Origin of the sequence: Pseudomonas sp. FEN, assembly GCF_904067045.1 — a bacterium.
Taxonomy (GTDB): domain Bacteria; phylum Pseudomonadota; class Gammaproteobacteria; order Pseudomonadales; family Pseudomonadaceae; genus Aquipseudomonas.
Genome location: NZ_CAJFDC010000007.1, coordinates 67,575 through 94,413, shown reverse-complemented (window position 1 = coordinate 94,413; position 26,839 = coordinate 67,575). Strand labels below are relative to the sequence as shown.

The 26,839-nt window shown below is 57.4% G+C and carries 25 protein-coding genes and 1 pseudogene; 15 read left to right on the top strand and 11 right to left on the bottom strand.

Annotated features, from left to right (window positions below):
* Positions 1–158 precede the first annotated feature (158 nt).
* The 8 genes and pseudogenes from PFEN_RS31335 to PFEN_RS06305 all read left to right on the top strand — a co-directional run.
* Positions 159–1,190, top strand: a pseudogene (locus PFEN_RS31335) (cache domain-containing protein); the annotation flags it as partial.
* Positions 1,191–1,280: 90 nt separating this feature from the next.
* Positions 1,281–2,045 carry a methyl-accepting chemotaxis protein gene (locus tag PFEN_RS31330; protein WP_412071403.1) on the top strand — a complete coding sequence of 255 codons (765 nt, stop codon included), beginning with the start codon at positions 1,281–1,283 and terminating at the stop codon, positions 2,043–2,045.
* Positions 2,046–2,150: 105 nt separating this feature from the next.
* Entirely contained in the window at positions 2,151–2,657 is a 507-nt protein-coding gene (locus tag PFEN_RS06330) for a hypothetical protein (protein WP_191486058.1), read from the top strand.
* A 122-nt stretch (positions 2,658–2,779) separates the two neighbouring features.
* Positions 2,780–3,649, top strand: coding sequence for a Kdo hydroxylase family protein (locus tag PFEN_RS06325; RefSeq protein WP_191486057.1), 870 nt, complete (start codon positions 2,780–2,782; stop codon positions 3,647–3,649).
* A gap of 287 nt (positions 3,650–3,936) precedes the next feature.
* Entirely contained in the window at positions 3,937–4,689 is a 753-nt protein-coding gene (locus PFEN_RS06320; RefSeq protein ID WP_412071396.1) for an outer membrane beta-barrel protein, read from the top strand.
* A gap of 446 nt (positions 4,690–5,135) precedes the next feature.
* Complete coding sequence (locus PFEN_RS06315; RefSeq protein ID WP_191486056.1) at positions 5,136–5,579, top strand: TM2 domain-containing protein; 444 nt, start codon at positions 5,136–5,138, stop codon at positions 5,577–5,579.
* 833 nt (positions 5,580–6,412) lie between these two features.
* Positions 6,413–6,910: a sterol desaturase family protein gene (locus PFEN_RS06310; RefSeq protein WP_191486055.1), complete on the top strand. Its 498-nt coding sequence runs from the start codon at positions 6,413–6,415 to the stop codon at positions 6,908–6,910.
* A 66-nt stretch (positions 6,911–6,976) separates the two neighbouring features.
* Positions 6,977–7,624 (top strand): VOC family protein, encoded by a 648-nt coding sequence (locus PFEN_RS06305; RefSeq protein ID WP_191486054.1) that lies wholly within the window; start codon positions 6,977–6,979, stop codon positions 7,622–7,624.
* Between the two features lie 54 nt (positions 7,625–7,678).
* Here PFEN_RS06305 and PFEN_RS06300 read toward each other — a convergent pair whose 3' ends face one another.
* A complete protein-coding gene (locus PFEN_RS06300; RefSeq protein ID WP_191486053.1) occupies positions 7,679–8,554 on the bottom strand; it encodes a DUF4087 domain-containing protein in 876 nt (291 codons plus the stop codon).
* Between the two features lie 134 nt (positions 8,555–8,688).
* On the bottom strand, positions 8,689–9,753 hold the full coding sequence (locus PFEN_RS06295) for a hypothetical protein (RefSeq protein ID WP_191486052.1): 1,065 nt from the start codon (positions 9,751–9,753) through the stop codon (positions 8,689–8,691).
* A 462-nt stretch (positions 9,754–10,215) separates the two neighbouring features.
* On the opposite strand from PFEN_RS06295, the gene PFEN_RS06290 reads away from it, so the two are divergent.
* Together PFEN_RS06290 and PFEN_RS06285 are read left to right on the top strand one after the other, a co-directional pair.
* On the top strand, positions 10,216–11,043 hold the full coding sequence (locus PFEN_RS06290) for an NYN domain-containing protein (protein ID WP_191486051.1): 828 nt from the start codon (positions 10,216–10,218) through the stop codon (positions 11,041–11,043).
* 339 nt (positions 11,044–11,382) lie between these two features.
* Positions 11,383–13,911, top strand: a complete 2,529-nt coding sequence (locus PFEN_RS06285; RefSeq protein WP_191486050.1) for an RNA-binding domain-containing protein — start codon at positions 11,383–11,385, stop codon at positions 13,909–13,911.
* A gap of 232 nt (positions 13,912–14,143) precedes the next feature.
* Here PFEN_RS06285 and PFEN_RS06280 read toward each other — a convergent pair whose 3' ends face one another.
* Positions 14,144–15,121, bottom strand: coding sequence for an IS5 family transposase (locus PFEN_RS06280; RefSeq protein WP_191486049.1), 978 nt, complete (start codon positions 15,119–15,121; stop codon positions 14,144–14,146).
* A gap of 407 nt (positions 15,122–15,528) precedes the next feature.
* On the opposite strand from PFEN_RS06280, the gene PFEN_RS06275 reads away from it, so the two are divergent.
* From PFEN_RS06275 to PFEN_RS06265, 3 genes are all read left to right on the top strand, one after another.
* On the top strand, positions 15,529–15,816 hold the full coding sequence (locus PFEN_RS06275; RefSeq protein WP_191486048.1) for a DUF3077 domain-containing protein: 288 nt from the start codon (positions 15,529–15,531) through the stop codon (positions 15,814–15,816).
* Positions 15,817–15,968: 152 nt separating this feature from the next.
* Entirely contained in the window at positions 15,969–16,436 is a 468-nt protein-coding gene (locus tag PFEN_RS06270) for a hypothetical protein (protein WP_191486047.1), read from the top strand.
* Complete coding sequence (locus PFEN_RS06265; RefSeq protein ID WP_191486046.1) at positions 16,433–16,723, top strand: type II toxin-antitoxin system RelE/ParE family toxin; 291 nt, start codon at positions 16,433–16,435, stop codon at positions 16,721–16,723. Before PFEN_RS06270 ends, PFEN_RS06265 begins: the two co-directional genes overlap by 4 nt.
* Before the next feature lie 119 nt (positions 16,724–16,842).
* Here the strand turns inward: PFEN_RS06265 and PFEN_RS06260 are convergent, their stop codons facing one another.
* From PFEN_RS06260 to PFEN_RS06240, 5 genes are all read right to left on the bottom strand, one after another.
* Positions 16,843–17,064, bottom strand: coding sequence for a formate dehydrogenase subunit delta (locus tag PFEN_RS06260; RefSeq protein ID WP_191486045.1), 222 nt, complete (start codon positions 17,062–17,064; stop codon positions 16,843–16,845).
* Positions 17,061–19,949, bottom strand: coding sequence for a formate dehydrogenase subunit alpha (gene fdhF / locus PFEN_RS06255; RefSeq protein ID WP_191486044.1), 2,889 nt, complete (start codon positions 19,947–19,949; stop codon positions 17,061–17,063). The genes PFEN_RS06260 and fdhF overlap by 4 nt, the downstream gene beginning before the upstream one ends.
* Positions 19,946–21,508: a formate dehydrogenase beta subunit gene (locus PFEN_RS06250; RefSeq protein WP_191486043.1), complete on the bottom strand. Its 1,563-nt coding sequence runs from the start codon at positions 21,506–21,508 to the stop codon at positions 19,946–19,948. The genes fdhF and PFEN_RS06250 overlap by 4 nt, the downstream gene beginning before the upstream one ends.
* Positions 21,505–21,981, bottom strand: a complete 477-nt coding sequence (locus PFEN_RS06245) for a formate dehydrogenase subunit gamma (RefSeq protein ID WP_191486042.1) — start codon at positions 21,979–21,981, stop codon at positions 21,505–21,507. Before PFEN_RS06245 ends, PFEN_RS06250 begins: the two co-directional genes overlap by 4 nt.
* 323 nt (positions 21,982–22,304) lie before the next feature.
* Entirely contained in the window at positions 22,305–22,673 is a 369-nt protein-coding gene (locus PFEN_RS06240) for a glutathione S-transferase N-terminal domain-containing protein (RefSeq protein ID WP_191486041.1), read from the bottom strand.
* Between the two features lie 272 nt (positions 22,674–22,945).
* Here PFEN_RS06240 and PFEN_RS06235 point away from each other — a divergent pair, with 272 nt between their 5' ends.
* On the top strand, positions 22,946–23,602 hold the full coding sequence (locus PFEN_RS06235; protein WP_191486040.1) for a peroxiredoxin-like family protein: 657 nt from the start codon (positions 22,946–22,948) through the stop codon (positions 23,600–23,602).
* A gap of 37 nt (positions 23,603–23,639) precedes the next feature.
* Here the strand turns inward: PFEN_RS06235 and PFEN_RS06230 are convergent, their stop codons facing one another.
* From PFEN_RS06230 to PFEN_RS06220, 3 genes are all read right to left on the bottom strand, one after another.
* A complete protein-coding gene (locus PFEN_RS06230; protein WP_191486039.1) occupies positions 23,640–24,527 on the bottom strand; it encodes a LysR family transcriptional regulator in 888 nt (295 codons plus the stop codon).
* Between the two features lie 112 nt (positions 24,528–24,639).
* Positions 24,640–25,362, bottom strand: coding sequence for an SDR family oxidoreductase (locus tag PFEN_RS06225; protein ID WP_191486038.1), 723 nt, complete (start codon positions 25,360–25,362; stop codon positions 24,640–24,642).
* 58 nt (positions 25,363–25,420) lie between these two features.
* A complete protein-coding gene (locus PFEN_RS06220; protein ID WP_103498557.1) occupies positions 25,421–25,975 on the bottom strand; it encodes a carboxymuconolactone decarboxylase family protein in 555 nt (184 codons plus the stop codon).
* Between the two features lie 229 nt (positions 25,976–26,204).
* Here PFEN_RS06220 and PFEN_RS06215 point away from each other — a divergent pair, with 229 nt between their 5' ends.
* Positions 26,205–26,483 (top strand): DUF3077 domain-containing protein, encoded by a 279-nt coding sequence (locus tag PFEN_RS06215; protein WP_191486037.1) that lies wholly within the window; start codon positions 26,205–26,207, stop codon positions 26,481–26,483.
* Positions 26,484–26,839: the final 356 nt, after the last annotated feature.

Below are 26,839 nucleotides of genomic sequence, written 5' to 3'. Positions count from 1 at the left end.
ATTTTTTTGATGCCAGCCCCCGGATATTTGTTGTTTGACAGTCCATTAAGTAACACTGAAACTTTGCCCATTAAGGGTGGTTTTCGCCCTGCCCATTGTTTTGTCCTGCCTTGATATAAAGTCAAACAAAAAACCTCCATTGTGCAGTAGCCAAAACCATGAATATTCGATTGAAGTTCAGTCAAAAGATCCTGCTCGCTGTTTCTACCGTGGTGGTTGTGGTCTTTGCGGTTTTCGCACTGTATGGCGATTATCGGCAACGCAACGAGATCAGCGGCAATATCGAAAACAACTTGCACACCACTGGGCAGGTTCTTGCCCAGAATATTCAGACATGGCTGAGCGATCGTTTGCTATTGGTGGATGCAATGGCCCAGGTCGTCGCGCTCGACCCGGCCAGGGAGAAGGTTCGCACCTTGCTCCAACAGCCCGCGCTCACCTCGACCTTCGTCGCCAGCTATAGCGCTACACGCGACGGCGCTTTCGATATCTTTCCCGACCGGGTCATGCCCGATGGCTACGATCCCCGCCAGCGGCCCTGGTACTCGGATGCGCTCAAGAACGGCCCGATCCTGACCGAGCCCTATATCGGCGTGGGCAGTGACTACCTGGTGATGAGCGAGGCGGCCCCGGTGAAGTCCGGCGACCAGGTGCTGGGTGTCCTTGGGGTCAATATCAGCCTGGACAAGATGGCCAGGATGATCAATGCCCAGGATTTCGGCGGTATCGGCTATGCCTTCCTGGTCAGTGCCGACGGCAATATCCTGGTGCACCCCGATAAAACCCTGGTCACCAAGAATCTGCGTGACATCTACGGCCTGGAGCCGACGCGCATCGGTACCGACCTGAACCAGGTGCAACAGGCGGGGCGCACGCAGTTACTGACGTTCATGCCGGTGCAGGGCCTGCCTTCGGTGAAATGGTCTGTGGGCCTGGCCGTCGACAAAGACAAAGCCTACGCGGCGCTGGCCCGGTTTCGTCTCTCGGTGCTGATTGCGACCGTGGTCTTGCTGGCTATTACCTTCGTCCTGCTCAGTCTGTTGATCCGCTTGCTGATGAAGCCCTTGCATCACATGACCCGTGCCCTGGAAGACATTGCCCAGGGCGACGGCGATCTGACGCAGCGCCTGACGATCCAGTCGCGCGACGAGTTCGGCCTCCTGGCGGGTGCTTTCAACCGTTTTGTCGAGCGCATCCACGCTTCGATCCGCGAAGTGGCCTCGACCACCGCGCGCTTGAGCTTGGTGGCCAGCCGGGTCGTCGACGCCTCCAACGCCTCGATGAGCAACTCGGACACTCAATCCCAGCGCACCAGCAGTGTCGCGGCGGCCATCAACCAATTGGGCGCCGCCGCCCAAGAGATCGCCGTGAATGCCGCGGATGCCTCACTGGGCGCTTCCGATGCGCGGGACACGGCGGATGAAGCGCGGCGGGTGGTTGAGCGCTCTATCCAGGCGATGAATGAACTATCGAGCAAGATCCTCTCCTCCAGTGCCCGGATCGAGCAGCTCAACAGCCACACCGCGAGCATCGGCCAGATCCTCAAGGTGATCCAGGCGATCTCCGAGCAGACCAACCTGCTGGCACTCAATGCCGCCATCGAGGCGGCCCGGGCGGGCGAGTCCGGGCGCGGTTTCTCCGTGGTCGCCGATGAGGTTCGCAACCTGGCCGGACGGACCCAGGCTTCGGCCCAGCAAATCCACGGGATGATCGAGGAACTGCAGGTCGGTTCCCGGCAGGCGGTCCACACCATGACCGAGAGCCAGCAATACAGCGCCGAGAGCGTGGCCATTGCCAATCAGGCTGGTGAGCACCTGGGGCAGGTCACCCGGCGTATCGGCGAGATCGACGGGATGAACCAATCGGTGGCCGCCGCGACCGAAGAGCAGACCGCGGTGGTCGAGGCGATCAACATGGATATCACCCAGATCGATACCTTGCACAAGGACGCGCTGGAGAATCTCCATGCCACGCTCCTGGCCTGTGCCGACCTGGAAACGCAAACGGCCCGGCTGGAGCAGTTGGTCAGCGGTTTCCGTATTTGAGTGAGCGGTACGGGGCTGCTTGCATGAAATAACCGTTAATACAGTAATGTCGAAAGAAAATTTTGGAGGGTTATAGTTTGGACTCATGCCAAAGGAGGGCGTGCCATGACATTCAATGACCTGATCGGTAAATACTTGTTTCTACCCATGCTCGATACCTTTGAATGGCCGGATGAAGTGTGGCCATATTTTCAAGTATTGGCAGGGCATGATTTTATTGGCGAAATAACCTGTTTCTACAGTGAGGCAGGCCATGCCGGGAAAGTCATCGGTTCATTTCACCCAGAGGAGGGTGACATTGAAGGGGAAGGACGTCTGCGCGTCATATTCGACGGCCTGTCAACGGATCCTCAATGCGATGTCGAAGGCAGTTTCTGTGAGCTTTACAAGGCTCCGTCACAAGAAGCGATGAGCCGGATGTGGCAGGCGACGCACTACAAACTGGTCATGAATAGCTCAGGTGAATATAACTTGTGGCTGATGCGTTCCGAGGAGGATGCGGCCATTTTGCAGTTCAGCGTGGCGGATGAGTTCAGTCGCGCGTCTGCCGGTTTTTTTGGTGTACCACCGACCGGAGATGTGAAGCAGCTGCGGGGGCAAGATGCTGGTTGAGGTGTCTAGCTGAGCCTTCTTGGACGGGGTCTCTTGTCATTGATGGTAACAAAATATTGCAAAGGTCGATCGGATCGCCGCATCATTGTAGGCCTACTCCCCCGAAGAGGCCCCCTGAGGAAATGGATTCTCAGATCATAGGCATCGACTTCGCCGATTGGCGGATGCCTGAAGTGAACGCGCAATGGATTGCCGCGTTGGAAGCGGGCAAGGTGCTGTACTTCCCCCGGTTGTCGTTTGAATTACGGGAAGAAGAGAAGTCCTTGCTCCGTCCGGATATTCGCTCACCCAAGGCGCGCAATATCAGCCTGGATGCGAATAATCACCTCAAAGGCGCAGAAGGCGATACCGCCGTGCAACAAGCGCTGAGCGAGATGATCGGACGTTTCCGTGAGCAGGCGCAGACGCTGGTGTACTCGCTGCTGCCCCGTTACCAGGGCGCGTTGCGCCTGGCGCCCACCAGCTACCGTCCGATGCAGGTCGAGACCCGCGCGCAGTCCTGGCGCGCCGATGACCGCCGCATGCATGTCGACGCCTTTCCTTCGCGCCCCAACTACGGCGAACGCATTCTGCGGGTATTCTGCAACATCAACCCTGAAGGTGTCCCCCGCGTGTGGCGGGTCGGCGAGCCCTTCGAAACGGTCGCCGCGAAGTTCCTGCCACGGGCCAAGCCTTATGTGGCCTGGCAGGCTCGCCTGCTGAAGGCGCTGGGCATCACCAAGTCTTACCGCAGCGAATATGATCACCTGATGTTGCAGTTGCATGACGGCATGAAAGGCGACCAGGCCTATCAGGAAACCGCCGAGCAGGTGAGCATGCCATTCGCCGCCGGTTCGGTCTGGGTGTGCTTCTCGGACCAGGTGCCGCATGCGGTCATGTCCGGCCAGTACATGCTCGAACAGACCCTGCACCTGCCTGCCGACAAACAGTACGACACCCAGTCCAATCCCTTGGCGATCCTGACGCGGATGATGGGGCGGCCTTTGGTTTGAGGGCTCTTCATTCGCGTGTCGCATTTGTCGCCCGTAGCGGCGACATGGGCTTCATGCTATCGATCGTGGTGCCTTGAGGCGCCACATCGGTGCCGCATGAGCCTTGCCTCAAGCTTCCTGTATTTTTCGCGCACCGCCGGCGTTGCGGAGGCGAGGACTGCCATTGACCTGAATTGATAAAGTGAGAACGCATGACAAAAAAGTAAATATTTATTGAACCATTCGATTGATTTTATGTTCCTAGCTCACCGGATTCGTCACGTTTGTATTCTAATGGAGTAGTGTTTGTGTTTAATCGTCTGACCCACCTGTTCGTCAAATCCTCGGTCCTTGCCTTGATTACCACCCCGATGGTAGCGATGGCGGCTGCGTCCACCGATCCGATTTCCCAGTTCGGTCTCTTGGGTAGCTACAACAACCAGAAACTGCAGGGCAGTAGCCACCCCGAGAAAAATCATGTGCCCGAGGCGGGCCTGTTCTACAACTTCGGTAACAAGATGACCGCCGAAGCTGGCCTCATCTACCAGGCGGGTGTCGAAGTGAAGTACGGCAAGCGCAACGACAATACGCTCAAGGAAGGCCAGGGCGATCTCGACCTGGGCTGGCGTATGGCGTTGGATGCACATAACTCCGTCGACGTGATCGTCGGTGGTGGTTATAGCTGGACCCGTTACGAGCCGGACTCTTCCCAGTATGACGTCAAGCTCACGGGGCGTTCACCGTTTGCCAAGGCCGCGTTGGGTTACAGCCATCAATTCGATGCCGCGACAATGCGTATCGAGGCGGGTGTTCGGCGTACCATCGGAAGCGATGCGCGAATCGATGTCCGTGGCGATGGCTCCGATACGGTAGACCTGAAGGATCGGACCAACCCTTATGCCGAAGTGAACTTCCTGTTCAACCGGCAAGGCGCGTTGCCGATTGTCGCGGGTGCTTACTACACCCATACCGACTACAAGCTGGACCGTGATTCCGACCTGGCGGACAACACCGAACTCAAGCGTGACGAGTTTGGTGCCAAGATCGGTATCGCGTTCTGATGCACCTGGCGCGGGACTTCCTGTTCCCGCGCTATCTCCTTGCGGTTGCCGCACGCCAGCAATGTTTATTCCTTCCCGCAGCCCCTAGACGCCGTGCCAGCGAAATAGTAGCTTTCCTCCCCAATGCCCTCTGCTCCTGGCCGTCTACACGTGCCAGCGACTCAGGCCTTCATAGCGGTTAAGGAAGATGCGGTGACACTGCCGATGACTTGCTGATCACCTTCAGCCCGGTCCAGCAATCACTTTTCAAGGACGAGCGATGGCCAATCGGTTCAACGACTCAAACCTGAAACAGCCCCCGACCGTATTGATGAATATCGACGACCTCCGTTCGGCATTTGTCGATGGAGCTTTTGTGCGGGTTGTCCGACAAAGTGATCTCACCGCGTTCAATCCCCTGGCGACTATCCCGCGTTCCCCGTCCCGTACTTCCCAAGGAGCTGTAAATGAAAGGCAAGATCTTGAGTTACGACACCAACACCCGTAACGGTATTATTTCGGGTGACGATGGCAACCGTTACACCTTCGACGTGGTCGAGTGGAAAGCCGCGGTGTTGCCCAAGGCCGGCGCACGCGTCGACTTCGCTGGCAATGGTGCGTTTGCCGAAGCCATCTTCGCCGACGGCGCCGCAGCGGGTGGCAACTCGAAGAAGATCCCGGCGGCCCTGCTGGCGTTTTTCTTCGGTGGCTTTGGTGTGCACAAGTTCTACCTGGGTTACAAAACCCAAGGCGTGATCATGTTGCTGGTGTTCCTGTTCGGTTGGTTGTTGTTCGGCATTCCGTCGATCATTATCAGTATTGTCGCCTTTATCGAATTCATCATTTACCTGGTCAAGTCCGAAGATGAATTTGAACAGACTTATGTGGTCGGCAAACGAGGCTGGTTCTGAGTCGCTGACCCCGGGGCTTGAGTGAGTCCGGGGTGGTTATTGGCGTTAGTGTCGGTGGGTGGGGGCGCGTTGGGCGCTTCTGCTCGACTGACGAATGTCCTGTCTGTATAGCTGCCGTGCCTGACCCTCGCGCTTTTTCCTAAGAACACGCTTGCTGGCGATGGCCGTTCGGCTGGCGTGGCTTCTTTGGGCGTACCCCGGTTTTGGAGAGCGGGCTGCGATGTGGTCGCTACCGGATAAGTCGAGGCGAAAAAAAACCACCTTAGTAGAGTGGTTTTTTCCGCAAGCCGGATGTGGAATCGGTTTGCTCATCTCACAGAGACTACCAACGAATCTCATTTATACTGAGATTTTGTATGTCGAGCAAGTCAGAGTATGGTTGGGGATTTTTCTAAATATTTTGGGAAAGAGTTTGAAATGTTTTGATTGAGGTTTTTCGCGGAAGTAACACTTTTTATTTTTAATGATGTATTCGAGCTAAGGTATGATTTTTTGGCTCTTTCGTTAGAAGACTTTTTGAAGTGGTCAAGCCAGCGCGCATTTGGGACCTCCTGACACGGTTTAGTAACCCGTGCCGGATTGGCTCAGGGGGTCATTAGCCTGGCCGCCTCACGGAGAAGTGGCCCGCCCCAACTTCGGCTGGGGCGGGTTTTGATAGAGATCCCAGGACGGCTGTTGGGCCGTCTCCTTCCTTGTCAAAGCCAGCGCCCCTCAGAAAGCCGCTCGCCAAATCACGCAGTGCGTTCGATTTACCCGCCTACCGAGGTATGCTTGAGCGCGGCTCAAATATTTCCTGCCGCCTTTCCGACGTACCTGCGAGCTCACGGCGTTCCATGATCACCCACGTTACCCTGTTTCTCTGCTCCCTGATGGCCATGGAAGGAGTCGGTTACCTCGCGCATAAATACGTCATGCACGGCTGGGGCTGGTTTCTGCACCGTTCCCATCATGAGGAACACCTGGGCGCCTTCGAGACCAATGATATCTACCTGTTGGTATTGGCGACGGTGGCCATTATCCTGATCGTGCTGGGCAATAGCGGGTATGACCCCCTGCAGTGGGTTGGTGCCGGGGTAGCAGCGTTTGGAATCATCTACGTTGTGGTACATGACGGTGTCGTCCACCGCTACTGGCCGTTCCGGCCGCGTCCTCGTCATCCCTATTTGAAGCGCCTGTATCAGGCGCACCTGCTGCATCACGCGGTGAAGGAGCGTAAGAACAGCGTATCGTTCGGCTTTCTGTACGCGCCACCGTTGCGCACGCTGAAGAGGCAATTGCGAGAGTCGCGCGAGGTGACTGAGCGTGGGGGGGACGAGGGCCACTCAGTCTAACGGGGTGATGGCGCGAGTGAATCGGAATAGCGTCGGAGCGAAAAAAACCTTGAAGGAGCTGATCGCGTGAAGAGCACCATCGATCACCTGGCTATCGTGGCGCCGGACCTCGATACCGGCTGCGCGTTCGTCACTGGCGTGCTGGGCGTTGAGCTTCAACCGGGCGGTACCCATCCACGCATGGGCACCCACAACAGGCTGCTTCGCCTTGGTCCCCAGCTCTACCTGGAAGTGATTGCCGTGGACCCATCGGCTGAACGCCCGAAGCGGCCTCGCTGGTTCGGCCTTGATCAACTTGCGCCTGACTCGCCCGCACGCTTGGCGACATGGGTTGCGCGAACCGATGATATCCATGCGGCTAGCGCTTCCTGCCAGGATATCGTTGGGGATGTCGAGCCCATGAGCAGAGGAACATTGTCTTGGCAGATAACGATACCCTCGGACGGTAATCTGCCTTTGGGAGGCTCAGTCCCCACCCTGATCCAATGGGAACAGGCGATTCATCCCGCGAGCGCACTGCAAGACAAAGGTTGTTCTCTATTGGCTTTGGACGTCTTCCATACTGATCCGGAGAAAATCAAAGCGGTTCTGGAAGCCATGAATTTTTCGGGGCCGGTATATCTTCATGCGCTCAAAAAAACTTCAGATCCGTTTCTGATCGCACATATTCAAACACCCACTGGTTTAAAAACATTGCCGATTTCGGGGGCGTGAGTTGCACTCGGCTCTGCTGCGGTCACTGGGCGTAACCTATGGGCTGCGTACTTTCTACTTGTTCTCATCAAACCGGACCGAGCGAATGATCGTGCCAATCGTGTCGAAGTCCTGATAGTAACCTACGGTATCGAACAGCAACTGCGTCTTGTCGTTATAGACAATCGCCATCAGGCAGGTACCGCCGGCGGCGTGAAAGCCGCTCGCTTCATCACCGACGCCACAGGTCTGGGTCGTCTGCATGCCTTTCCAGCCCGGGCCTTCGATGATGTCGACAGGGCTGGGTGAATCCATGCCAGCACTCCGCATCCAGACGCCGTCTTCCTGGGAAAAGATCATGCTGTCGGCGGCCTGTTGCAGCGTGCCGTGCTGGACGCACAGGTTGAGAGTGTATTCCTCGTTGGCCCGAGGCTTTGGCTGATTGAGGTTCAGGCACTCCTTGTGTTTGCTGACCTTCCAGCCTTTCGGGTAGTTGAAGCTGAAGCCCTCGGCCTGGTAGGGCTTCATATTTTTGGCTGAGGCCGGCACATCGGGTGGCCGTGGCGCGAGCGGATTTTCCGGCTCGTGCAAGGTTGTATCGTTGCGGCAGGCCGCCAGTGGGCGGGCGATGGCGTTGCTGAGGTGGTTCAGGCGATGAGTCTCGGGATCGGCGCTGGCGGTCATGCAGCCGCAGCCGTAGCCGTAATGCCCGTTGGTACGGACCCATTGCGCATCGCTGAATTGTGGCCAGGCGCCTTCGGCTTGGTAGCCACCTTGGGTGGCGATTTCCCAGGTGCCGTCACGGTCGGTGAGGGTGGCGTTTGCCGCAGTCGGATTTTCGAACCAGCCGCAGCGACGTTCGACCTTGTCGGTGGCGTGAACTGGCAAGATCACGCAGGTGAGGGCGAGGGTGAGCAGAGAGAACTGGATGTGCGGGGAGAGGCGCGGCATGGAACGTCCTTGTCTGTGATCGGCACAGGGCGGCAGTGACTGGAGCGGTCGCCGAAAGCATAGGTGATGACAGCGAATGTTGGGCTTTTCTCGCGGCAGTAGCGTGCGTGAGCCCTACCGCGAGGCCTCGGGTTTCAGCGTCTCCAGCAATCGGCATAACGCTCGCAGATGCCGTAATGCGCATCCATCTGCGCCATCCGCTCCAGATGATGGTCGATGGTTTCCAGCATTACCCGTTTGCTGGCGCCGAAATAGTAGAGAGTCATCGACTTGTATTGTTCGAGCGCGGCCACATTGGTCGATTTGGCTGACTTGTCTTCGGGCTGCGCCCGTTGTTCCAGGTCCTCATCCTTCAACCGACGCAGGCGCAGAAGGTACTCGTCCTTGTACAGCTGCAAGGTCCGCTCTTTGCGTTGGGCAGCTTCTGCATCGAAGGCCTGGAGATTCTGGCGATACAAGGTCCAATAGTCGTCCGGCAGGGTGAAGCCCAGCTTGGCCTTGCGCTCGGCTATCAAACCGTCGATTTTTTCCGCGGAGAACGCAGTCTTGGCGATTTCAGCCGGGTCGGGTTTCATGGCTGGAATAAGGCTGTTGTCGATAATCCGGCCTATCAGTTCCAGGCGATGGGGAGTGTCCGGCAATGGTTCCGGTGGTTTCGGGAACATCACGTTGCGTCCGACGCAGGCCGGGAGGCCTTTTTCAAAGACCAGCACGGGACTGCGCTGCTCCTTGCCATTGATCTTGCGGACCCGTTGTAACTGGCTACTGCACTGGCCCTTCCCGGAGTCGAAGGTCAGCTCGTATTCGGCATTGCGTTCAGGTTTGAGATTGATGCTGTTGCCACACACCGAATAGCCGTTCTGGGTATGGATCCGTAGAAGGGTTTCGTGTTCGGGCTTTAGTTTGATTTCCAGATAGCCCCTGGCGTTTTCCGGCGGCGCGATACTCATGTCGGCACGTCGCTTGGTATCGCCAAGCAGCAGATTGTTGAGGATGCCGGTAGTTTGTCCGTCGCAATGCTCGGCATCGAAGTAATCGAGCGTGGCATTTTGTGTATTGGCGATGAAACGCAGCTTGGCGGCGTCCGGGTCCGTGGCGTCCGGGTAGGTGCCGTTGACGCTGCAACCTCCGATTAGCGCCGATAGGAGCAGGGTCGTAGTGGTTAACAGGCGTGATGGAAAAAGTGAAAGAGCCGGCATTGCTCATCCCTGGCTGACGGATACGGAAGAAAGGCGCCGATGCTACTGAAATGCCACTATTGGGTCCAGTCCGGGATAGAGCGTGCGGTTTATCCTTGTTTTCACGAACCAAGCATTCGGAATTGCTCCACAAATCATTCGCTACACACAAACCCTGTAGGAGCCGGGCTTGCCCGCGAAAGCGCCGGCCCAGACGGTGTAGATCTCAAGTGAACAGCTTCATTCACTGGGTTATCGATCCGTTTTTAAATCATCCTTTAGTCGCAAACCTTCTTTTCCTCTGGCGCGATCAGTAGACGCCGTGATGTCGAAATAGTAGCTTCTCCTGACGCCCTATGTTCTCGGCCGCCTCCGCGCGCCGATGACCCAGGCCTTCATGTTCGTTAAGGAAGACGTAGTGGAACTGCCTGTTGGGTACTGATTTTCAGCCTACTTCCGGCAGCCACTTTTCAAGGATGAGTAATGGCTATCAAGTCTCCCCATGCCCACCAGCAAAAGCATTTGGCCGTCCTGATCGACGCCGACAACGCCCAGGCGGCGATTGTCGAGGGGCTGTTCGAGGAAATCGCCAAATACGGCATCGCCAGCGTGAAACGCATGTATGGCGACTGGACCTCACCGCAACTGGGCAGTTGGAAAAAGCTGATGCTGGATCACTCCATCCAGCCTATCCAGCAATTCGCCTATACCAAGGGCAAGAATGCCACCGACAGCTCGCTGATCATTGACGCGATGGACCTGCTCTATACGCGCCGGTTTGATGGTTTCTGTCTGGTATCCAGCGATAGTGACTTCACCCGACTGGCTGCTCGCTTACGCGAGGAGGGCATGACGGTCTATGGCTTCGGCGAAGAGAAGACGCCCAAGCCATTTGTGTCGGCCTGCGACAAGTTTATCTATACCGAGATTCTACGGGCTGAGGCGGTGGTTGAGCCGGGAGGGTTGGCTGAGAAGCCGTCTGCGGCGGCTAACCATGTTGTAGAGATAGAGAAACCGCACGCTCCTCCTGCGTCGACAAAGCCTCCTAAGGTGCCGGTGGAATTCATCGCGAAGATCCTGGATGACATTGCTGACGAGGATGGTTGGGCTCCATTGGGCGCGTTGGGCAACAATATCAGCCAACTGCGCTCTGATTTTGATTCTCGGCTGTATGGGCATACCAAACTCAGCGGCTTGATTCGCAGCCAAAGCAAATCTTTTGAGTTGGAAAGCCGGGGTGGCTCGCCGACAGGTGGGGCGGTGTTGTATGTGCGTAATAAAAATAGGGTTGGCGGCAGCTCATCTAATTAATATGGCAGAGCTAAAATATTGATGAAGAATGATATGGGGGTATGAGTGGTGTTGTCTTTTCAGCGATTTTAGCTTGGTGGGTGCAAACATGATTGAGCGTCCGATAAAGATTATCTCCGGGATGGAAAGCTAGAAAGCGATAAATGTCGTTGAGGGGTTTTCTATAAGGGCTCAGCAAAGCCCGGTCACAGTCGGTTCAGGTTTTTGAGTAGTTTGTTGCGCTGTTCGATGGTTTGTTTGAGATTGCATAACTGCGGTTGATAGTTGGGTCTCAATGATCAGGTATGTAACGTCTTTATGCCTGTGTTGTAAAAATGGTGGCGGATTTTGGGGGTGGTGATGAATGTTATAGAATTAAAAAAGAAGGTTTATTCTTGTGTTCAGCTTGGAAGTCTGTCTCGCGATATACTGGAGCTTATTATTCCTGACGGTGTCCCGGTTCCCCTTGAGTGTGAGCTGTGGGACTATAAGGAATGTTACGAGGCTGATGCTCATGATTATTCGAAAACGGCAAGAGCAGTGGCTAGTTTTTATAATACATATGGTGGGTACATAATTTATGGTATTAGAGAAGTTGAGAAGGATAAAAAGTTTGAACTGGTAGGGGTGGAGTCAGAAGGGTTCAATATTCAAAAGCTAAGGGGGCAGCTTGATAAATATTTTGGTCGGCGCCTGGATGTGACAATTATAGAGGTCGTGTATGGTGACGCTGATCTTCGGCTTGGACTGCTGCACGTTCCTAAGCGACCTGAAAAGCTTCATACGATCTCGGCTAATAAAAGGGCGGATGACCAAAAAAATAAGCAAATTTTTTCTGAGGGGTCAACTCTTTATCGAGCAGGAGATGAATGCAAGCAAGCAGTTACGCACGCTGATTTTGAGTTTTTAACTAGTAGTAGGGATTTTGTGGCAGTGCTTGAAGGCCATCCGTATAAAAAGATGGCTTTGTTAGATCATAATCTCCCTGATCGGAATTTTATTTGCCCCAATTTTGTAGGTCGTGTTGAAATAATTCAGAAGCTTTGGGCGTGGTTGTCTGATGAGTTTCAGTATGCAAAGGTGTTGGCGGGTGAAGGCGGGAAAGGTAAGACATCTATAGCATATGAATTCTGTCAGCTTATAGCTTCGGCAGGGGCGCCTCTTTTTGAGCAAATTATCTGGTTGACAGCGAAAACTAAGCAGTTTAGGGCCGGCGTTGATGATTTTATAGGGACGCCAGAAACTCATTATTCTGATCTTGAAAGCTTGCTCGTTTCTATTTGTCAGAGAACTGGGTCTGTGGATTCTGAGCTTGAAGATGTTTCAATTAATCAGCTAAAGAGAATTGCACGGAGAAATCTGCAAGATATTTCGTCTTTTATTGTTGTTGATGATGTTGACTCTGCTGAGTTGGATGAGCAAAAAAGAATCATGGAAACAGCTCGTGAAATTGGAAATGGCAATTCTAAAATATTGCTAACTACTCGGGCTAATGTGAGCTATTCGTCCGATGCTGCGATTGAGGTTCCTGGTTTGTCAGGTGGTGAGTATGAGGAATATATAGATGAGCTAAAATCTTTGATGGGGTTTGATGATATTAGCTCTAAGTCGGTCAGAAAGTTAGCTGTGGCCTCCGAAGGGTCGCCGTTGTTTACGGAATCAATTTTAAGGCTTTGTCGCGTTGGATACTCTATTGATAAGGCAATTTCAGAGTGGGAAGGAAAAAAGGGAGAGGCCGTACGAAGTGCGGCGCTTAGGCGTGAAATAGAGCAGCTGAGCCCTGAGGCTAGGAGGGTGCTTTTGACTATTTCTTTTATAGGTTCTTGCTCGTTGGCAGAGTTGCGGCACTATACAGAGTTAGAGGAGTTATTGATTGAGGATTCTATAGAGGAACTTGGTAAGTTGTTTCTTTTGCAGTCTGCATCGTTTATTGAATCTGAGCCTCGTTTTAAATGCTCTCAGTCAATAGCTAATTTGACTCTGTCTTTGAAGGATTTGGTGGTTACGAACTCTGAAAGATATCTCGGCTATGTTAAGGGGCGGGCGCAAGGGTTAAAGGCAAATTCCTCTAAAAGTAATCAGGCCTCAGTCGGGGAGGCAATTAGACAGTCAGCTGTTCTTCTGAAGGCTCAGGATTTTACTCGTTCTAGAGCTACCATCAAAGCGCTGCTCAAGAATCAACAGTTTAAAAATAATCCAGATTTGCTGCTGGCATTGGCTCGAGTTGAGGCATTTGATCCGAATGCTAATATAAATATTGTGAGGGGGTCTTTTAAAGATGCCCATTTTTATGGGCAGAGAAAGGAGCTTTTATTTGATCTTTGGTTTCAAGTAGAGCTTCGGGTGGGGAGTAAGTCTGAGGTGGTAGAGGTTTGCCGTCTTGCGGTTTCTGATGGTGGATTGGCCAATGCTAAGTGGTTGCGGCGATCTGCTGATGCTAAATTTTTACTATCTTCTATTGTTGAGTCTGCTGGTCGGAAATTAGAATTGTTGAACGGTGCCTATGATGATGTTTCAAAATCTATAAGGAAAAGCTATGGGGCTTTAAAGCAAGAGTTGAAAGATTTGTCCGTGAAGATATTAGACGACCTGTGGAATGTTAGTGTGCAAAGCGGTGAAAGATTTGCTGGTTTGACCTTTATGAGTAAAGCTATCAGGGCTGGCGATATTCGTAGTGTTAACTATTATAGATTGGGCGAGGCGGCGAACTCGGTTTTTGAGAGCTATAATGCTGTTGGTATAAGCTCGAGGAGACGGAAAGAGCTTGAGGGTAATTATTATGAGTGTAAACGCTTGTTGGCTGATATTATAGAGGGTGTAGATCAGGCTAGGGCGGAGGTGCATCACTCTCTGGCGTTGACTTATGCTAAATTCCAGTCGGTTCGATAAGGTTTATGGGATGCTGGGGGCAGATGGTGAATAAGTGATACTTCCATCTGAAATATCTCGCCTCAAACACTTTCTTGAATGCTCTAGGGAAGGTCTGAAATACCCACCGATTTCTGATGCCCTCATTGGCTGAGGCTCAAAAAATTCTGAGTCGGTCGAGCAGCAGACCCTTCCTGTCTTTAACTCACGGTTCTTACCTCTGATCGTACTGTTTCAAGGCGTACGGTCCGCATTACAGACGCACCTCTCCCGCATTCATCAACCGTTTTCGCACCATCCACAGATTCGATAAGGCAAACAGTGTGGTCAGTTGTGCTGTGTTTTTCGCCAACCCGCGATAACGTACTTTCGTATGGCCGAACTGGCGTTTGATGACTCGAAACGGATGCTCGACCTTGGCCCGTATCTGAGCCTTCGCACGTTCTATTCTTCGATACACTTGTGTGATCAGGCTCTTCTTGCCGTGTTTCTTAAACGTGCTGGGCCGGGCGGCAATCGACCAATACATCTGGCGTCCCTGGTGCTCAGGACGCTTCTGCACACCGGTGTAACCCGAATCGCCACAGACGTACGTTTCCTCACCCTGCAGCAACTGATCGACCTGCGTGACATCCGCCACATTCGCCGCCGTGCCCACCAGGCTATGGACCAGGCCGGAGTCGGCATCGACGCCAATGTGCGCTTTCATCCCAAAGAAATACTGGTTTCCTTTCTTCGCCTGATGCATCTCAGGGTCGCGCTTGCCCTCTTTGTTCTTGGTCGAACTCGGCGCGTGAATAATCGTGGCATCGACCACCGTGCCTTGGCGCAGCATCAGGCCACGATCACCCAGATAACCGTTGATGACCTGCAAGATCCCACTGGCCAACTCATGTTTTTCCAGCAGCCGACGGAAGTTGAGAATCGTCGTTTCATCGGGAATCCGGTCCAGGTGAAGTCCTGAAAACTGGCGCAAGATCGTCGTTTCGTAGAGCGCTTCTTCCATCGCCGGGTCGCTGTAGCCGAACCAGTTCTGCATTAGATGAACCCGCAACATCGCCATCAGCGGGTACGCCGGACGGCCGCCTTCACCTTTTGGATAATGCGGTTCGATCAAGGCAATCAGGCCCTTCCAGGGTACGACCTGATCCATCTCAATCAGGAAGCGCTCACGCCGGGTCTGTTTGCGTTTACCGGCATACTCAGCATCGGCAAAGGACATCTGTTTCATCGGGGCTCAACCGTTCAGTGTGGACGAGACGGGTATTTCACCAAATTTGGAAGTGTTTTTCAGAGTTTCCCTAGGCGTCACGCTATCCTTGAGTTGTCGTTGAAAATCCAACGACCAGGCCTGGAAACCTGTGGAACAATGGGCGCATAGGCGCCACCATTCATCACGACGGCTGGTGCCTTTTTGTGCCAGTCTCTCCGTGTTATGGCGGCTGTGCGCGGGAGGCCTTCGGGTCTGCCGGGTTTTCCTATTGTCCCGGTTTCCAGCCTGCGTACAGCTGCCACCCAATCGCCTGGAAACGAACGTGGTAGCTCTCTCACATTAGGAGCCAAGCGTATGAGTGTTTTTGACGGATCGACGTTGCAAGTTCTAGCCCTCGGTACCCACGCATTCGCCGGAGGTGCCCAATGACCAATCCACCCACAAGCAAAACCCTGGGTGTCATCACCTTTTCCCAGTGCGGTTCCCAAGGCCGTGAACTGTTCCGCGTGAACCCCGGCGTTCCCATTCTGGAAGCCATGGAGCACGCTTCCCTTCTGCTCTATTGCGCCAAAGCACTCTCCCTTGATGCCGCCCTGGAAAGCGATGGTGAACGCTATGCCTGGGCCTCGCATTACCTGGGTGAGATGGGTAAGGCAATCATTGATGACTTGACACAGGGGATGTTGCGCGGAGGCGTTGGTGTAGGCGGGTGACGTCTGGCTTGTGCCGATTTTGGCGGTGAGTGTTGGCAGGCTCACCGCGTTATCGTTCCTCGCGAGCAAGCTCGGCTCCCACAATAATTGCAGGTTAATTGTTACTCGTGTACTTTCATAACAATTAATCGTGATGCTATAGGGCAATCGCTATGCGCACTCTCACGTTGGAACAACTGCGGGCCACCACCGAAGCGGGTGGCATCGTCGGTGTTACCTTGAAAGCGCTGGGCGGGGTTTTTTTCGTCCAAGTAGAAACCCGGAACGGAGACGCCGCCGTACTGGCCAAGGCGCGTAGTAGCGAGCCGCGCAGTTTCGGTAATCCTGGCCAGGCCCTGAACCTGCTACTCGGGCTCGGCCTTGTGGTTGGTGCCTTCGATGTTGCGCTTTGGAATCCCGAGGACAGGAGCGCCAGCCGGATCCGACCAGATCGTGCTGAGGCGCTGAAACGCACGCATGGGGCCGCCGAGCACGACAAATGGTTTCGTGAGCAGGTGCAACAGGGACTGGCCGAAGCGGATGATCCGAACACCCAGTGGGTATCGCATGAAGAGGCGAAATCAAGCTGGGCGGCGAAACGAGCAGAGTTGGCGAAACGCATCAAGGAGGGCGGTTCTTGATTATTCGCTGGCTCCCTGGTGCGATTCATGATCGTGATGTACAGCTCGATTACATTGGCGAGCGCAACCCTGGTGCTGCGATCGATCAGGGTGATCGTATCGAACATCAGGTCGGCCAGTTGCTCGATCACCCTGAGATGGGGCGATTCGGTCGCATCGAAGGGACGCGCGAACTGGTCATTAGCGGCACCCCGTTCGTCGTTGTTTATCGCCTCAGGCCCCGCCTCAAGCTGATTGAGATTATCCGCTTGTTGCACGGTGCCCAGCAGTGGCCGAAAACTGATTAAGCGAGTGCAATGGTGCATTGCCAGACGCTGCGTTGGAAACGCAGAGCATCGATTTTAAAAGCACTGGAACGCCCCTCGACCCGTCTTCACAGGCCAAGGGGTCATCCCATCGTATGAACCTAAGCCTCCCACCCCGCCCCACTGACCGCCGCCTGCACCAGTGGGTGCAAATCCTCCCCTTGATGCTCCATCTGCCAGGCCAGCAATTCCTTGCGCATGCCGGGCGTCCAGAACAACTGCAGATGATTACGCACACCGAGCACGGCCTGTTGCTGGTCCGGTTCGGTGGCGAAGTATTGGGCGATCTGGTTGGCCATCTTGATCAGGTTTTCAGTACTCATCGGCGCACCTCGGCTTTGGCTCCGGCGCCGCGTTCATGGCGGCGCTCGTCGAGCAGGCGTTGTTGTTCGTCGCTGAATTCCTGATAGCGTTTCTGCCACTCGGAAGGGTGGTAGACGCGACTGACCTCCACGGCGGTGACCTTGTACTCCGGACAGTTGGTGGCCCAGTCGGAGTTGTCGGTGGTGATGACGTTGGCCCCCGATTCCGGGAAGTGGAAGGTAGTGTACACCACGCCCGGGGCGACCCGTTCGGTGACCCGCGCGCGCAGTACGGTCTGTCCGGCGCGGCTGCCGATGCCGACCCAGTCGCCTTCGTTGATGCCACGGCTCTCGGCATCGCTCGGGTGGATTTCCAGGCGGTCTTCGTCGTGCCAGGCGACGTTCTCGGTGCGCCGGGTCTGGGCGCCGACGTTGTACTGGCTGAGGATGCGCCCGGTGGTCAGCAGCAGTGGATAGCGATTGTTGACCTTCTCCTCAGTGGGGATATAGCCGGTGAGCATGAAGCGCCCCTTGCCGCGCACGAATTCCTCGATGTGCATGGTCGGCGTTCCATCCGGCGCCGCGGCGTTGCACGGCCATTGCAGGCTGCCATGGCTATCCAGCGCGGCGTAGCTGACATTGGTGAAGGTCGGCGTCAGGCTGGCGATTTCATCCATGATTTCCGACGGGTGCTTGTAGTGCATGGGGTAACCCAGGGCATTGGCCAAGGCCACCGTGCCTTCCCAGTCGGCCTTGCCGCCCAGTGGCTCCATGACCTTGCGTACCCGCGAGATGCGCCGCTCGGCGTTGGTGAAGGTGCCGTCCTTTTCCAGGAACGAACTGCCCGGCAGGAACACATGGGCGAACTTGGCGGTTTCGTTGAGGAAAATATCCTGCACCACGATGCATTCCATCGCCGATAGAGCGGCCGTGACGTGCTGGGTATTGGGGTCGCTCTGGGCGATGTCTTCGCCCTGGCAGTACAGGCCCTTGAAGCTGCCGCTGAGGGCGGCTTCGAACATATTGGGGATGCGCAGCCCCGGGTCGGGTTGCAGGCTGACATGCCAGGCTTGTTCGAACTGCGCCCGTACCACTTCATTGGAGATGTGCCGGTAGCCGGGCAGTTCGTGGGGGAACGAGCCCATGTCGCAGGAGCCCTGCACGTTGTTCTGCCCTCGCAGCGGGTTCACCCCCACGCCTTCGCGGCCGATATTGCCGGTGGCCATGGCCAGGTTGGCGATGCCCATCACCGCGGTGCTGCCCTGGCTGTGCTCGGTGACGCCCAGGCCGTAGTAGATCGCCGCGTTGTCAGCGCTGGCATACAAGCGGGCGGCGGACCGGATATCGGCAGCGGCGACACCACAGATCGCGCCAAGCACTTCCGGCGAGTTTTCCGCGCGGCTGACGAACGCGCTCCAGTGGGCGAAATCGCTGCCCTCGCAGCGGGTGTCGATAAAGGCCTGGTCGAGCAGGCCTTCGGTGACAATGACGTGGGCCAGGGCGTTGAGCATGGCGACGTTGGTGCCCGGGCGCAGGGCCAGGTGCAGCTCGGCGCGGCCATGTACCGCGTCCACCAGGTCGATGCGCCGAGGGTCGATGACGATCAGCCGCGCGCCTTCACGCAAGCGCCGTTTGAGCTGGGAGGCGAACACCGGGTGGGCGTCGCTGGGGTTGGCACCGATCACCAGGATCACGTCGGCCTGCATCACCGAGTCGAAACTCTGGGTCCCGGCGGACTCGCCCAGGGTTTGTTTCAGGCCATAGCCGGTCGGCGAGTGGCAGACCCGCGCGCAGGTGTCGACGTTGTTGTTGCCGAAGGCGGCCCGTACCAGCTTTTGCACCAGGTAGGTTTCTTCGTTGGTGCAGCGGCTGGAGGTGATGCCGCCGATGGAGTCGCGCCCGTATTTCTGCTGCAGGCGGCGGAATTCGCTGGCGGCGTAGGTCACCGCTTCATCCCAGCTGACTTCCTGCCACGGGTCGTTGATGTGCTTGCGGATCATCGGCTTGGTGATGCGGTCCGGGTGGCTGGCGTAGCCCCAGGCAAAGCGCCCCTTGACGCAGGAGTGGCCATGGTTGGCCTGGCCGTTCTTGTCGGGAACCATGCGTACCAGTTGGTCGCCTTTCATCTCGGCACGGAACGAGCAGCCCACGCCGCAATAGGCGCAGGTGGTGATCACCGCGCGTTCGGGCTGACCCAGTTCGACCACGCTTTTTTCCATCAGGGTCGCGGTGGGGCAGGCTTGCACACAGGCGCCACAGGATACGCATTCGGAGTCGAGGAAGTTCTCGCCGCCGGCGGCCGCGACCCGCGATTCGAAACCGCGCCCGGTAATGGTCAGGGCAAAGGTGCCCTGGGTTTCTTCACAGGCGCGCACGCAGCGGTTGCAGACGATGCACTTGCTCGGGTCGTAGTCGAAGTAGGGGTTGGAGGTGTCCTTCTGCTCGGCCAGGTGGTTGTCGCCTTCATAGCCGTAACGCACCTCGCGCAGGCCGACCTGGCCGGCGACGGTCTGCAGTTCGCAGTTGCCGTTGGCCGAGCAGGTCAGGCAGTCCAGCGGGTGGTCGGAGATGTACAGCTCCATGACGTTGCGGCGCAGGGTGGCGAGCTTCGGCGTCTGCGTGTGCACGCTCATGCCTTCGCTGACCGGCGTGGTGCAGGACGCCGGGTAGCCACGCATGCCGTCGATCTCCACCAGGCACATGCGGCAGGAGCCGAAGGCTTCCAGGCTGTCGGTGGCACAGAGTTTCGGAATGGTGGTGCCCAGCAGCGCGGCGGCGCGCATCACCGAAGTGCCTTCGGGCACGCTGATGCTGCGCCCGTCGATGTTCAGGGTGATTTGCACCTGGCTGTCGCGGGCCGGGGTGCCGAGGTCGATATCGGTATTCGGGTCGAAGAGAGTGATCATTGCTCGGCCTCCGAGGATTGCAGACCGAAGTCGGCGGGGAAGTGCTTGAGGGCGCTGGCCACCGGATAGGAGGTCATCCCGCCCAATGCGCAGAGCGAACCGTATTGCAGGGTGTCGCACAGGTCCTTGAGGATGAGTGCCTGGGTGTCGCGACCGTTCTGGTCCGGCGCGGCCAGCAGGCGATCGATCACCTCCACGCCGCGGGTCGAGCCGATACGGCAGGGCGTGCATTTGCCACAGGATTCCTCGGCGCAGAACTGCAGGGCGAAACGCGCCATGCGGGCCATGTCCAGACTGTCGTCGGCTACCACCACGCCACCGTGGCCGAGCATGGCGCCGATGGCGGCGAAGGCTTCGTAATCCAGCGGGGTGTCGAATTGGCTCGGTGGTACCCAGGCGCCGAGAGGGCCGCCGACCTGGGCGGCTTTCAGTGGCCGGCCACTGGCGGTACCGCCGCCGTAGTCTTCCACCAGTTCCCGCAGGGTCAGGCCGAAGGCGCGTTCCACCAGGCCGCCGTGACGAATATTGCCCGCGAGCTGGAAGGGCATGGTGCCCAGGGAGCGGCCCATGCCGTAGTCGCGATAGAACGGTGCGCCCTTGGCCAGGATCAGCGGCACCGAGGCCAGGGTCAGCAGGTTGTGCACCAGGGTCGGTTGACCGAACAGGCCCTTCAGGGCCGGGATCGGCGGCTTGGCGCGGACGATCCCGCGCTTGCCTTCAAGGGATTCCAGCAGCGCGGTTTCCTCACCGCAGATATAGGCGCCGGCACCGACACGGACTTCCATATCAAAGGCCAGGCCACTGCCGCCGACATTGGCGCCGAGGTAACCGGCGGCGCGGGCGATGTCCAGCGCTTCGCGTAGCGTGGCGACGGCCTGTGGATATTCCGAGCGCACATAGATATAGCCGTAGCTGGCGCCGACGCTGATGCCGGCAATGGCCATGCCTTCGATCAGCAGGAACGGGTCGCCCTCCATCAGCATGCGGTCGGCGAAGGTACCGGAGTCGCCTTCGTCGGCGTTGCAGACAATGTATTTCTGCGCCGCTTGGGCGCTGCGCACCGTGCGCCATTTGATCCCGGCGGGGAAGGCCGCGCCGCCACGACCACGCAGGCCCGAATCGAACACGGCGCTGGCGGTCTGCTCGCCGCCCAGGGCGATGGCCTGGGTCAAGCCCTCGAAGCCGCCGTGGGCGCGGTAATCCTCAAGAGACAGTGGTCGGGTGATGCCGGCGCGGGCGAACAGCAGGCGTTGCTGAGTTTTCAGATAAGGCAATTCCTCCACCGGACCCAGGGCCAGGGGATGGGCGGCCGGATCGCCTTGCAGCGCATCGAGCACGGACGGTATATCGGCAACGGTCAGCGGGCCGAAGCCGATACGGCCTTGCGCGCTGTCGATTTCCAGCAGCGGTTCCAGCCAGTACAGGCCACGGGAGCTGGTGCGTTGCAGGTCCAGCGGCAGATTGCGTTCGCCGGCCTGGGTGACCAGGGCCACGGCGACCTCATCGGCACCCACGGCGCGGGCAAGGGAATCGGCGGGCAGATAGAGGCTCGGCATCATGCGTCCTCCAGGCAGGTATCGAGCAGGGCATCCAGGCGTTCGGCGCTGAGCCGTGCATGTACCTGGCCATCCAGTTCGAGGGCGGGCGAGCAGGCGCAGGCACCGAGGCAATAGACCGGGCGCAGGCTGATGTTGCCGTCGGCGCTGCTGCCGTGGTCGTCCAGTTGCAGGCGTTCGCGCAACTGCGCGGCGAGCTGCTCGGCGCCGCGGCTCTGGCAGGACTCGGCGCGGCACAGGCGCAGAATATGCCGGGCGGGGGGCGCGGTACGGAAGTCATGGTAGAAGCTGATCACCCCGCGCAGCTCGGCCTGGCTCAGGTTGAGCGCATGGGCAATCTCGGGGACGGCGGCATCGGGGATGTAGCCGATGCCCGCTTGAATCTCATGAAGGATCGGCAACAGTGCGCCGGGGGAGCCTTTGTGGCGCTCCAGCACGCTGTTGACCATAGGCAGGTGCAACATCTCATCAGGCATACGGCATTCCTCACGGTCACGGACAAACCAGGCGGTTGTCGGTTGTCCGAAAGTGTCGGCTGCGGCACTCACGCCACGTCACGCTAGCATGGCATTTCAGGCCGTTGGCCAGGCACCCTGGGCGGGTATCTTGTTGGGCCCGGTGCGGTCTTCGCCACACCTCGTCAGGGCATATAAAGCCAGCTTGCCACGCGGCCTTTGATTCGCCTGCACCAAAGCGACGTATGCGGTTCTTTTTGCGACCGCCTGTTGAGTCTAGATGAGTGCTGACCGAGGTGTTGTCCCCGAGGGGCGTGATGCTCCCTAGCCAATCGAAGTCCCACTCAGTCGAACTGTATCCGATCTGCTAGGTGTTCCCGTGTGAAAGGGCCCATCGCGCTGGCGTGAAAGAACAGCTGTTCAAAGACTTTGGCGCGCTTCACCCCATCGGTAGGTAGCAGCCGGCCATATCGCTCGGCCAGGTAGACGAGAATGGCCGCCGACTCGGTGAGGACCATGGGCTGGCCGTTATTGCCATCGGGATCGACCAGCACCGGTACCTTTGCATTGGCATTCAGAGCAACGAATGTCGGCTGCTTTTGCTCGCCTTGGCGAAGGTTGACCGGCTGCAGCTGGTAGTCGAGCCCCAACTCTTCCAGAGCGATGGAGACTTTGACGCTGTTGGGGGTGGCAAACGCATGGACGATTAACATGGGGTGTTCCTGGATTGAGAATGAGTCCAACGCAATAGGGCTTCGTGCCAATTGGCCACGATGGAGATCATTCTGCCGAGGAGGGCTGGAATAGGGCTGGCAACTGGTGGGGATATGAATCATTCCCGGCTGGAATAGGCATCGCTTGCCCAAGGTGAGTCGTGAAGGGCATTCCTGATGGGCATATTTCCTATGCAGGCCAGCTCTCTACTGGGCGAGCGGCGATGTCGCGATCATGAGTCTCGAGACATCAACCTACCGAGGAAATACTCATGACCCTTCAAGCCAAACTGGATGCTTTCAAGGCCGACTTCGTTGCCGGCAAACCGCCCTACAATGCTCCGGCACCCGTGCATGCCGTGATGCACCGGGCCACTGCCGAGCTGATCGCCAGCGGCCAGGCCGAGCGTGCGCTCAAGGCCGGTGATATGGCGCCGCTATTCAGCCTGCCTGATGCTCAGGGCAATCTGGTGTCGTCGGCGGAACTGCTGGCGCGCGGGCCGCTGGTGATCAGCTTTTATCGTGGCGTCTGGTGCCCGTACTGCAACATGGAGCTGCAAGCGCTGGAGCAGGCACTTCCGGCCTTTCAGGCGCGCGGTGCCAGCCTGGTGGCGATTTCGCCGCAGAGCCAAGCCAACAGCCGCAAATCGCAACGTCAAAACGGCCTGGGGTTTCCGATCCTCAGCGACAGCGGCAATGAAGTAGCGGCTGCTTTCGGCCTGCGGTTCAAACTGCCGGACTACCTGGTTGAACTCTATCTGAGCCTGGGCAACAACCTGCCGGTCATCAACGGTGATCAGAGCTGGACCTTGCCGATGCCGGGTCGTTTCGTCATCGGCCAGGACGGCATCATTCTGTACGCGGAGGTGAATCCCGATTACACGCTGCGTCCAGAGCCCACTGAGTTGCTGCCTGCATTGCGTGGTTGACATCGAGTCCCTCAAGGCCGCCTTCGGGCGGCCTAGCTTATTGTTGGTTCATCAAGCCCGCGACGAAATCAACGAATGCCCGCGCCTTGGCACTGGCCAGGCGCCCGGTAGGAAACACCGCCCACAGATCCAGCGGCGGCAACTGCCAATCCTCCAGCAGGGGTACCACTTCGCCTTTGGCCAGTTCTTCCGCGAACATCCATTGGGACGTCAATGCTACGCCCAGACTCCCCAGCACCGCTGCCCGCACACCCTCCGCCGCACTGACCCGTACCCGCCCGCTGACCGTCACCGACTGCACCGTGCTGCCCTGTTTGAAGGCCCAGTGCTCACCGCCGCCTGCCTGGGCGAAAACGACCGCTTGGTGTTGCGCCAGATCAGTAGGGTTGCAAGGTTTGCCATGGGCTAGCACGTAAGCCGGGGTGGCCAGCACCAGCCGCTGACATTCACTGATCTTGCGGGCGATCAGGTTGGAGTCGGCTAACGCTCCCATACGCAAGGCAACATCGATGCCTTCCTCGACGAGATTGACGGTGCGGTCATCCAGAACGATATCGATGTTCAGCTCGGGGTGTGCATCGAGGAACGCTCCCAGGTACGGCAGCACATGCAGACGCGCGAAGGTCACCGCCGCACAGATCCGCAAGGTGCCGTGCAGGCCGCTGCCCGCACCGCGTGCGGCGAGGTCGGCTTCGTGGGCTTCCTCGATGGCACGCTTGGCACGTTCGTAGTAGGCGGTGCCGGCTTCGGTCGGTGTAAGCCCGCGAGTAGAGCGCAGCAATAGCCGCACGCCAAGGCGATCTTCGAGTTGTGCGATGGTTTTCGATACCGCGGGCTGGCCGAGGTTGAGGCGCCGCGCCGCCGCGGAAAACGACCCCGCTTCGAGCACGCAGACAAAGGTTTCCATTGCTGCCAATCGATCCATGTCGTTCCACCTGAAACAGTTAAAAACTCATAGCAAAAAAAGCGAGCGAAGCAGGGGGCTTCGCTCGCAACGGGTGGTTTATCTCAACAAGGCGTGCGCAACGCAACCCTGGCTAGAATGCGGCTTTGCCGATTGATGCGCCACCGTCGACGAACAGCGTCTGGCCGGTGATGAAACCGCTGCTTTCGTAAAGCAGGAAGGCGATGGCTGCTGCTATCTCTTCGGGTTGGCCGAAGCGCCGCAGAGGGATGCCTGAGAGGTAGCGGGCTTCGCCTTCACTGCCGAGCGGATTGTTCGCGCGGAACAGTTCGGTCTCGGTCGGCCCAGGGGCAACGGCGTTGACGGTGATACCCGTCGTGGCCAGTTCCAGTGCCCACGACCGGGTAAAGCTGATGAGCGCGGCCTTGGCGGCGGCATAGGCGGTGCGATGGGTAATGCCCAGTACGGTCAGGCTGGAGATGTTGACGATCCGGCCCCATTGACGCTCGCGCATACCGGGCAGCAGCGCCTGAGTGGCCAGAAGCGCCGAATGCAGATTCACCCGCATCACGGCATCGAAATCGTCCAGATCCACTTCACCCAGCACCTGCGGGCGAACCAGACCGACGTTATTCACCAGCCCGTCGAACGCATACTGCTGGGTTAACGTCGCCAAGGCCTGTTCGGTCGCCTTGCGATCTCCCAGGTCAACCGGTACCAAAATACCGGGGAAATCGACACCCCCAGCGTGCCGGGCGATGCCCACGACGCGGTGACCCGTGTTTGCCAGTGTCTGTGCCAACGCCAGGCCGATGCCCTTGCTGGCGCCGGTGATCAAAAAGCTTCGCTTGTTCATGAGTGCTCCTGGGACCAGCCCGTGCAGGGGCTGGCCGAGTGAAGGCCGAAGGCAGGTTTCAGGCTGGCTTGGTCCATTCGTTGCCTTTCATGAACGGATCGAGCTGGGTGTGCACTAGATGGTTGGTGTAGTTGCTCATGACCTTGGTGGCGACGCCCAGTACCACTTCCAGCACGTTGCGCCGCGTGAAACCGGCAGCCAGGAAGGCTTCGATACCGGCGTCGTTGACGAAACCGCGATCACGCACGACCGCCGTGGTGAACACATGCAAGGCTTCCAGGCGAGCATCCGGAATGACGCTGCCGGCGCGCAGAGCGGCAATGACCTCGGGTGCCATCTCGATCATCTTGGCCAGGGTGGTATGCCCGGCCATGCAGTAGTGGCAGTTGTTTTCGAAGTTGGAGGTCAGGTACACGACCTGCTGTTCGTGCGGGGTGAGGGTGCTCTTGCCGAACAGGTCCCAGAGTTGGCTGTAACCGGCCAGCAGCTCTGGCGATTCAGCCATGTTGCCTTGCAGGTTCGGTACGAAGCTGAAGGCTTTCTGCACGGCTTCCAGAATGGGCTTGGAGGCAGCAGGGGCAGTGTCGAGTGTGTAACGAGTGAAAGTGGTCATCGCAGTTTTCCTTGAGTGGGTCAGCAAGAGTGCTGGGGCTATCTTGCTGCTCTTGGCGGGGCTGCGGAACGTAGCGGCGGGGCATATGATTCATGCGATTTGGGAATAAAGCAGGACATGGACATATTGTCCGGCTGGCGATTTTAGAATCTCGCGGTCAATGGAAATTTTGATGGATTGACTTTGCATGTTCCAGCCCCAGCACCCAGGTCCACGCTGGAGGTGTCCAATGACGAATCTACCCACAAGTAAAACCCTAGGCGTCATCACCTTTTCCCAGTGTGGCTCCCAAGGACGTGAGCTATTTCGCGTAAACCCCGGCGTTCCCATTCTGGAAGCCATGGAGTACGCGTCCCTCCTGCTCTATTGCGCCAAGGCACTCTCCCTCGATGCTGCCCTGGAAAGCAATGGCGAACGCTATGCCTGGGCATCGCATTGCCTGGGCGAGATGGGTAAGGCCGTCATCGACGATTTGACTCAGGGAATGTTGCGCGGGGAGAGGGAGTAAAGACCGGGCGATCTTCGATTGATGTCGAGATTGGCGGCGGCGCACGGCAGGCTCACCGCGTTATCGTTCTTCGCGAGCAAGCTCGGCTCCTACAGGGATCGTGGTGCCCTTTCGCTTTTCTGTGGGCGAAAAAAAAGACCTTGAAATTCAAGGTCTTTTTTTAAGATGGTGCCCGAGGGAGACTCGTGCGCTCCATATGGTTCTTGCCTTGTAGCTCGATTATATGGTTAGGGATACAGGCAGGGATACATGATTATGAGTGCTGGTAGGATTTTGGTTCATCTTGCCAGATTCAGGAATCGCTTTTACAAATAGCCTGCGCAGGGGGATTACTCCCCTCCATACAAGGAAAGTGG

Excerpts from the sequence above, each read along its gene's own strand:
- fdhF (WP_191486044.1), bottom strand. The coding sequence starts at position 19,949 with ATGATCACTCTCTTCGACCCGAATACCGATATCGACCTCGGCACCCCG.
- PFEN_RS06230 (WP_191486039.1), bottom strand. The coding sequence starts at position 24,527 with ATGGATCGATTGGCAGCAATGGAAACCTTTGTCTGCGTGCTCGAAGCG.
- PFEN_RS06300 (WP_191486053.1), bottom strand. The coding sequence starts at position 8,554 with ATGCCGCGCCTCTCCCCGCACATCCAGTTCTCTCTGCTCACCCTCGCC.
- PFEN_RS06330 (WP_191486058.1), top strand. The coding sequence starts at position 2,151 with ATGACATTCAATGACCTGATCGGTAAATACTTGTTTCTACCCATGCTC.
- PFEN_RS06295 (WP_191486052.1), bottom strand. The coding sequence starts at position 9,753 with ATGCCGGCTCTTTCACTTTTTCCATCACGCCTGTTAACCACTACGACC.
- PFEN_RS06245 (WP_191486042.1), bottom strand. The coding sequence starts at position 21,981 with ATGCCTGATGAGATGTTGCACCTGCCTATGGTCAACAGCGTGCTGGAG.
- PFEN_RS06220 (WP_103498557.1), bottom strand. The coding sequence starts at position 25,975 with ATGACCACTTTCACTCGTTACACACTCGACACTGCCCCTGCTGCCTCC.
- PFEN_RS06275 (WP_191486048.1), top strand. The coding sequence starts at position 15,529 with ATGACCAATCCACCCACAAGCAAAACCCTGGGTGTCATCACCTTTTCC.
- PFEN_RS31330 (WP_412071403.1), top strand. The coding sequence starts at position 1,281 with ATGAGCAACTCGGACACTCAATCCCAGCGCACCAGCAGTGTCGCGGCG.
- PFEN_RS06235 (WP_191486040.1), top strand. The coding sequence starts at position 22,946 with ATGACCCTTCAAGCCAAACTGGATGCTTTCAAGGCCGACTTCGTTGCC.
- PFEN_RS06260 (WP_191486045.1), bottom strand. The coding sequence starts at position 17,064 with ATGAGTACTGAAAACCTGATCAAGATGGCCAACCAGATCGCCCAATAC.
- PFEN_RS06280 (WP_191486049.1), bottom strand. The coding sequence starts at position 15,121 with ATGAAACAGATGTCCTTTGCCGATGCTGAGTATGCCGGTAAACGCAAA.
- PFEN_RS06240 (WP_191486041.1), bottom strand. The coding sequence starts at position 22,673 with ATGTTAATCGTCCATGCGTTTGCCACCCCCAACAGCGTCAAAGTCTCC.
- PFEN_RS06215 (WP_191486037.1), top strand. The coding sequence starts at position 26,205 with ATGACGAATCTACCCACAAGTAAAACCCTAGGCGTCATCACCTTTTCC.
- PFEN_RS06325 (WP_191486057.1), top strand. The coding sequence starts at position 2,780 with ATGGATTCTCAGATCATAGGCATCGACTTCGCCGATTGGCGGATGCCT.
- PFEN_RS06290 (WP_191486051.1), top strand. The coding sequence starts at position 10,216 with ATGGCTATCAAGTCTCCCCATGCCCACCAGCAAAAGCATTTGGCCGTC.
- PFEN_RS06250 (WP_191486043.1), bottom strand. The coding sequence starts at position 21,508 with ATGATGCCGAGCCTCTATCTGCCCGCCGATTCCCTTGCCCGCGCCGTG.
- PFEN_RS06225 (WP_191486038.1), bottom strand. The coding sequence starts at position 25,362 with ATGAACAAGCGAAGCTTTTTGATCACCGGCGCCAGCAAGGGCATCGGC.
- PFEN_RS06315 (WP_191486056.1), top strand. The coding sequence starts at position 5,136 with ATGAAAGGCAAGATCTTGAGTTACGACACCAACACCCGTAACGGTATT.
- PFEN_RS06310 (WP_191486055.1), top strand. The coding sequence starts at position 6,413 with ATGATCACCCACGTTACCCTGTTTCTCTGCTCCCTGATGGCCATGGAA.
- PFEN_RS06285 (WP_191486050.1), top strand. The coding sequence starts at position 11,383 with ATGAATGTTATAGAATTAAAAAAGAAGGTTTATTCTTGTGTTCAGCTT.
- PFEN_RS06270 (WP_191486047.1), top strand. The coding sequence starts at position 15,969 with ATGCGCACTCTCACGTTGGAACAACTGCGGGCCACCACCGAAGCGGGT.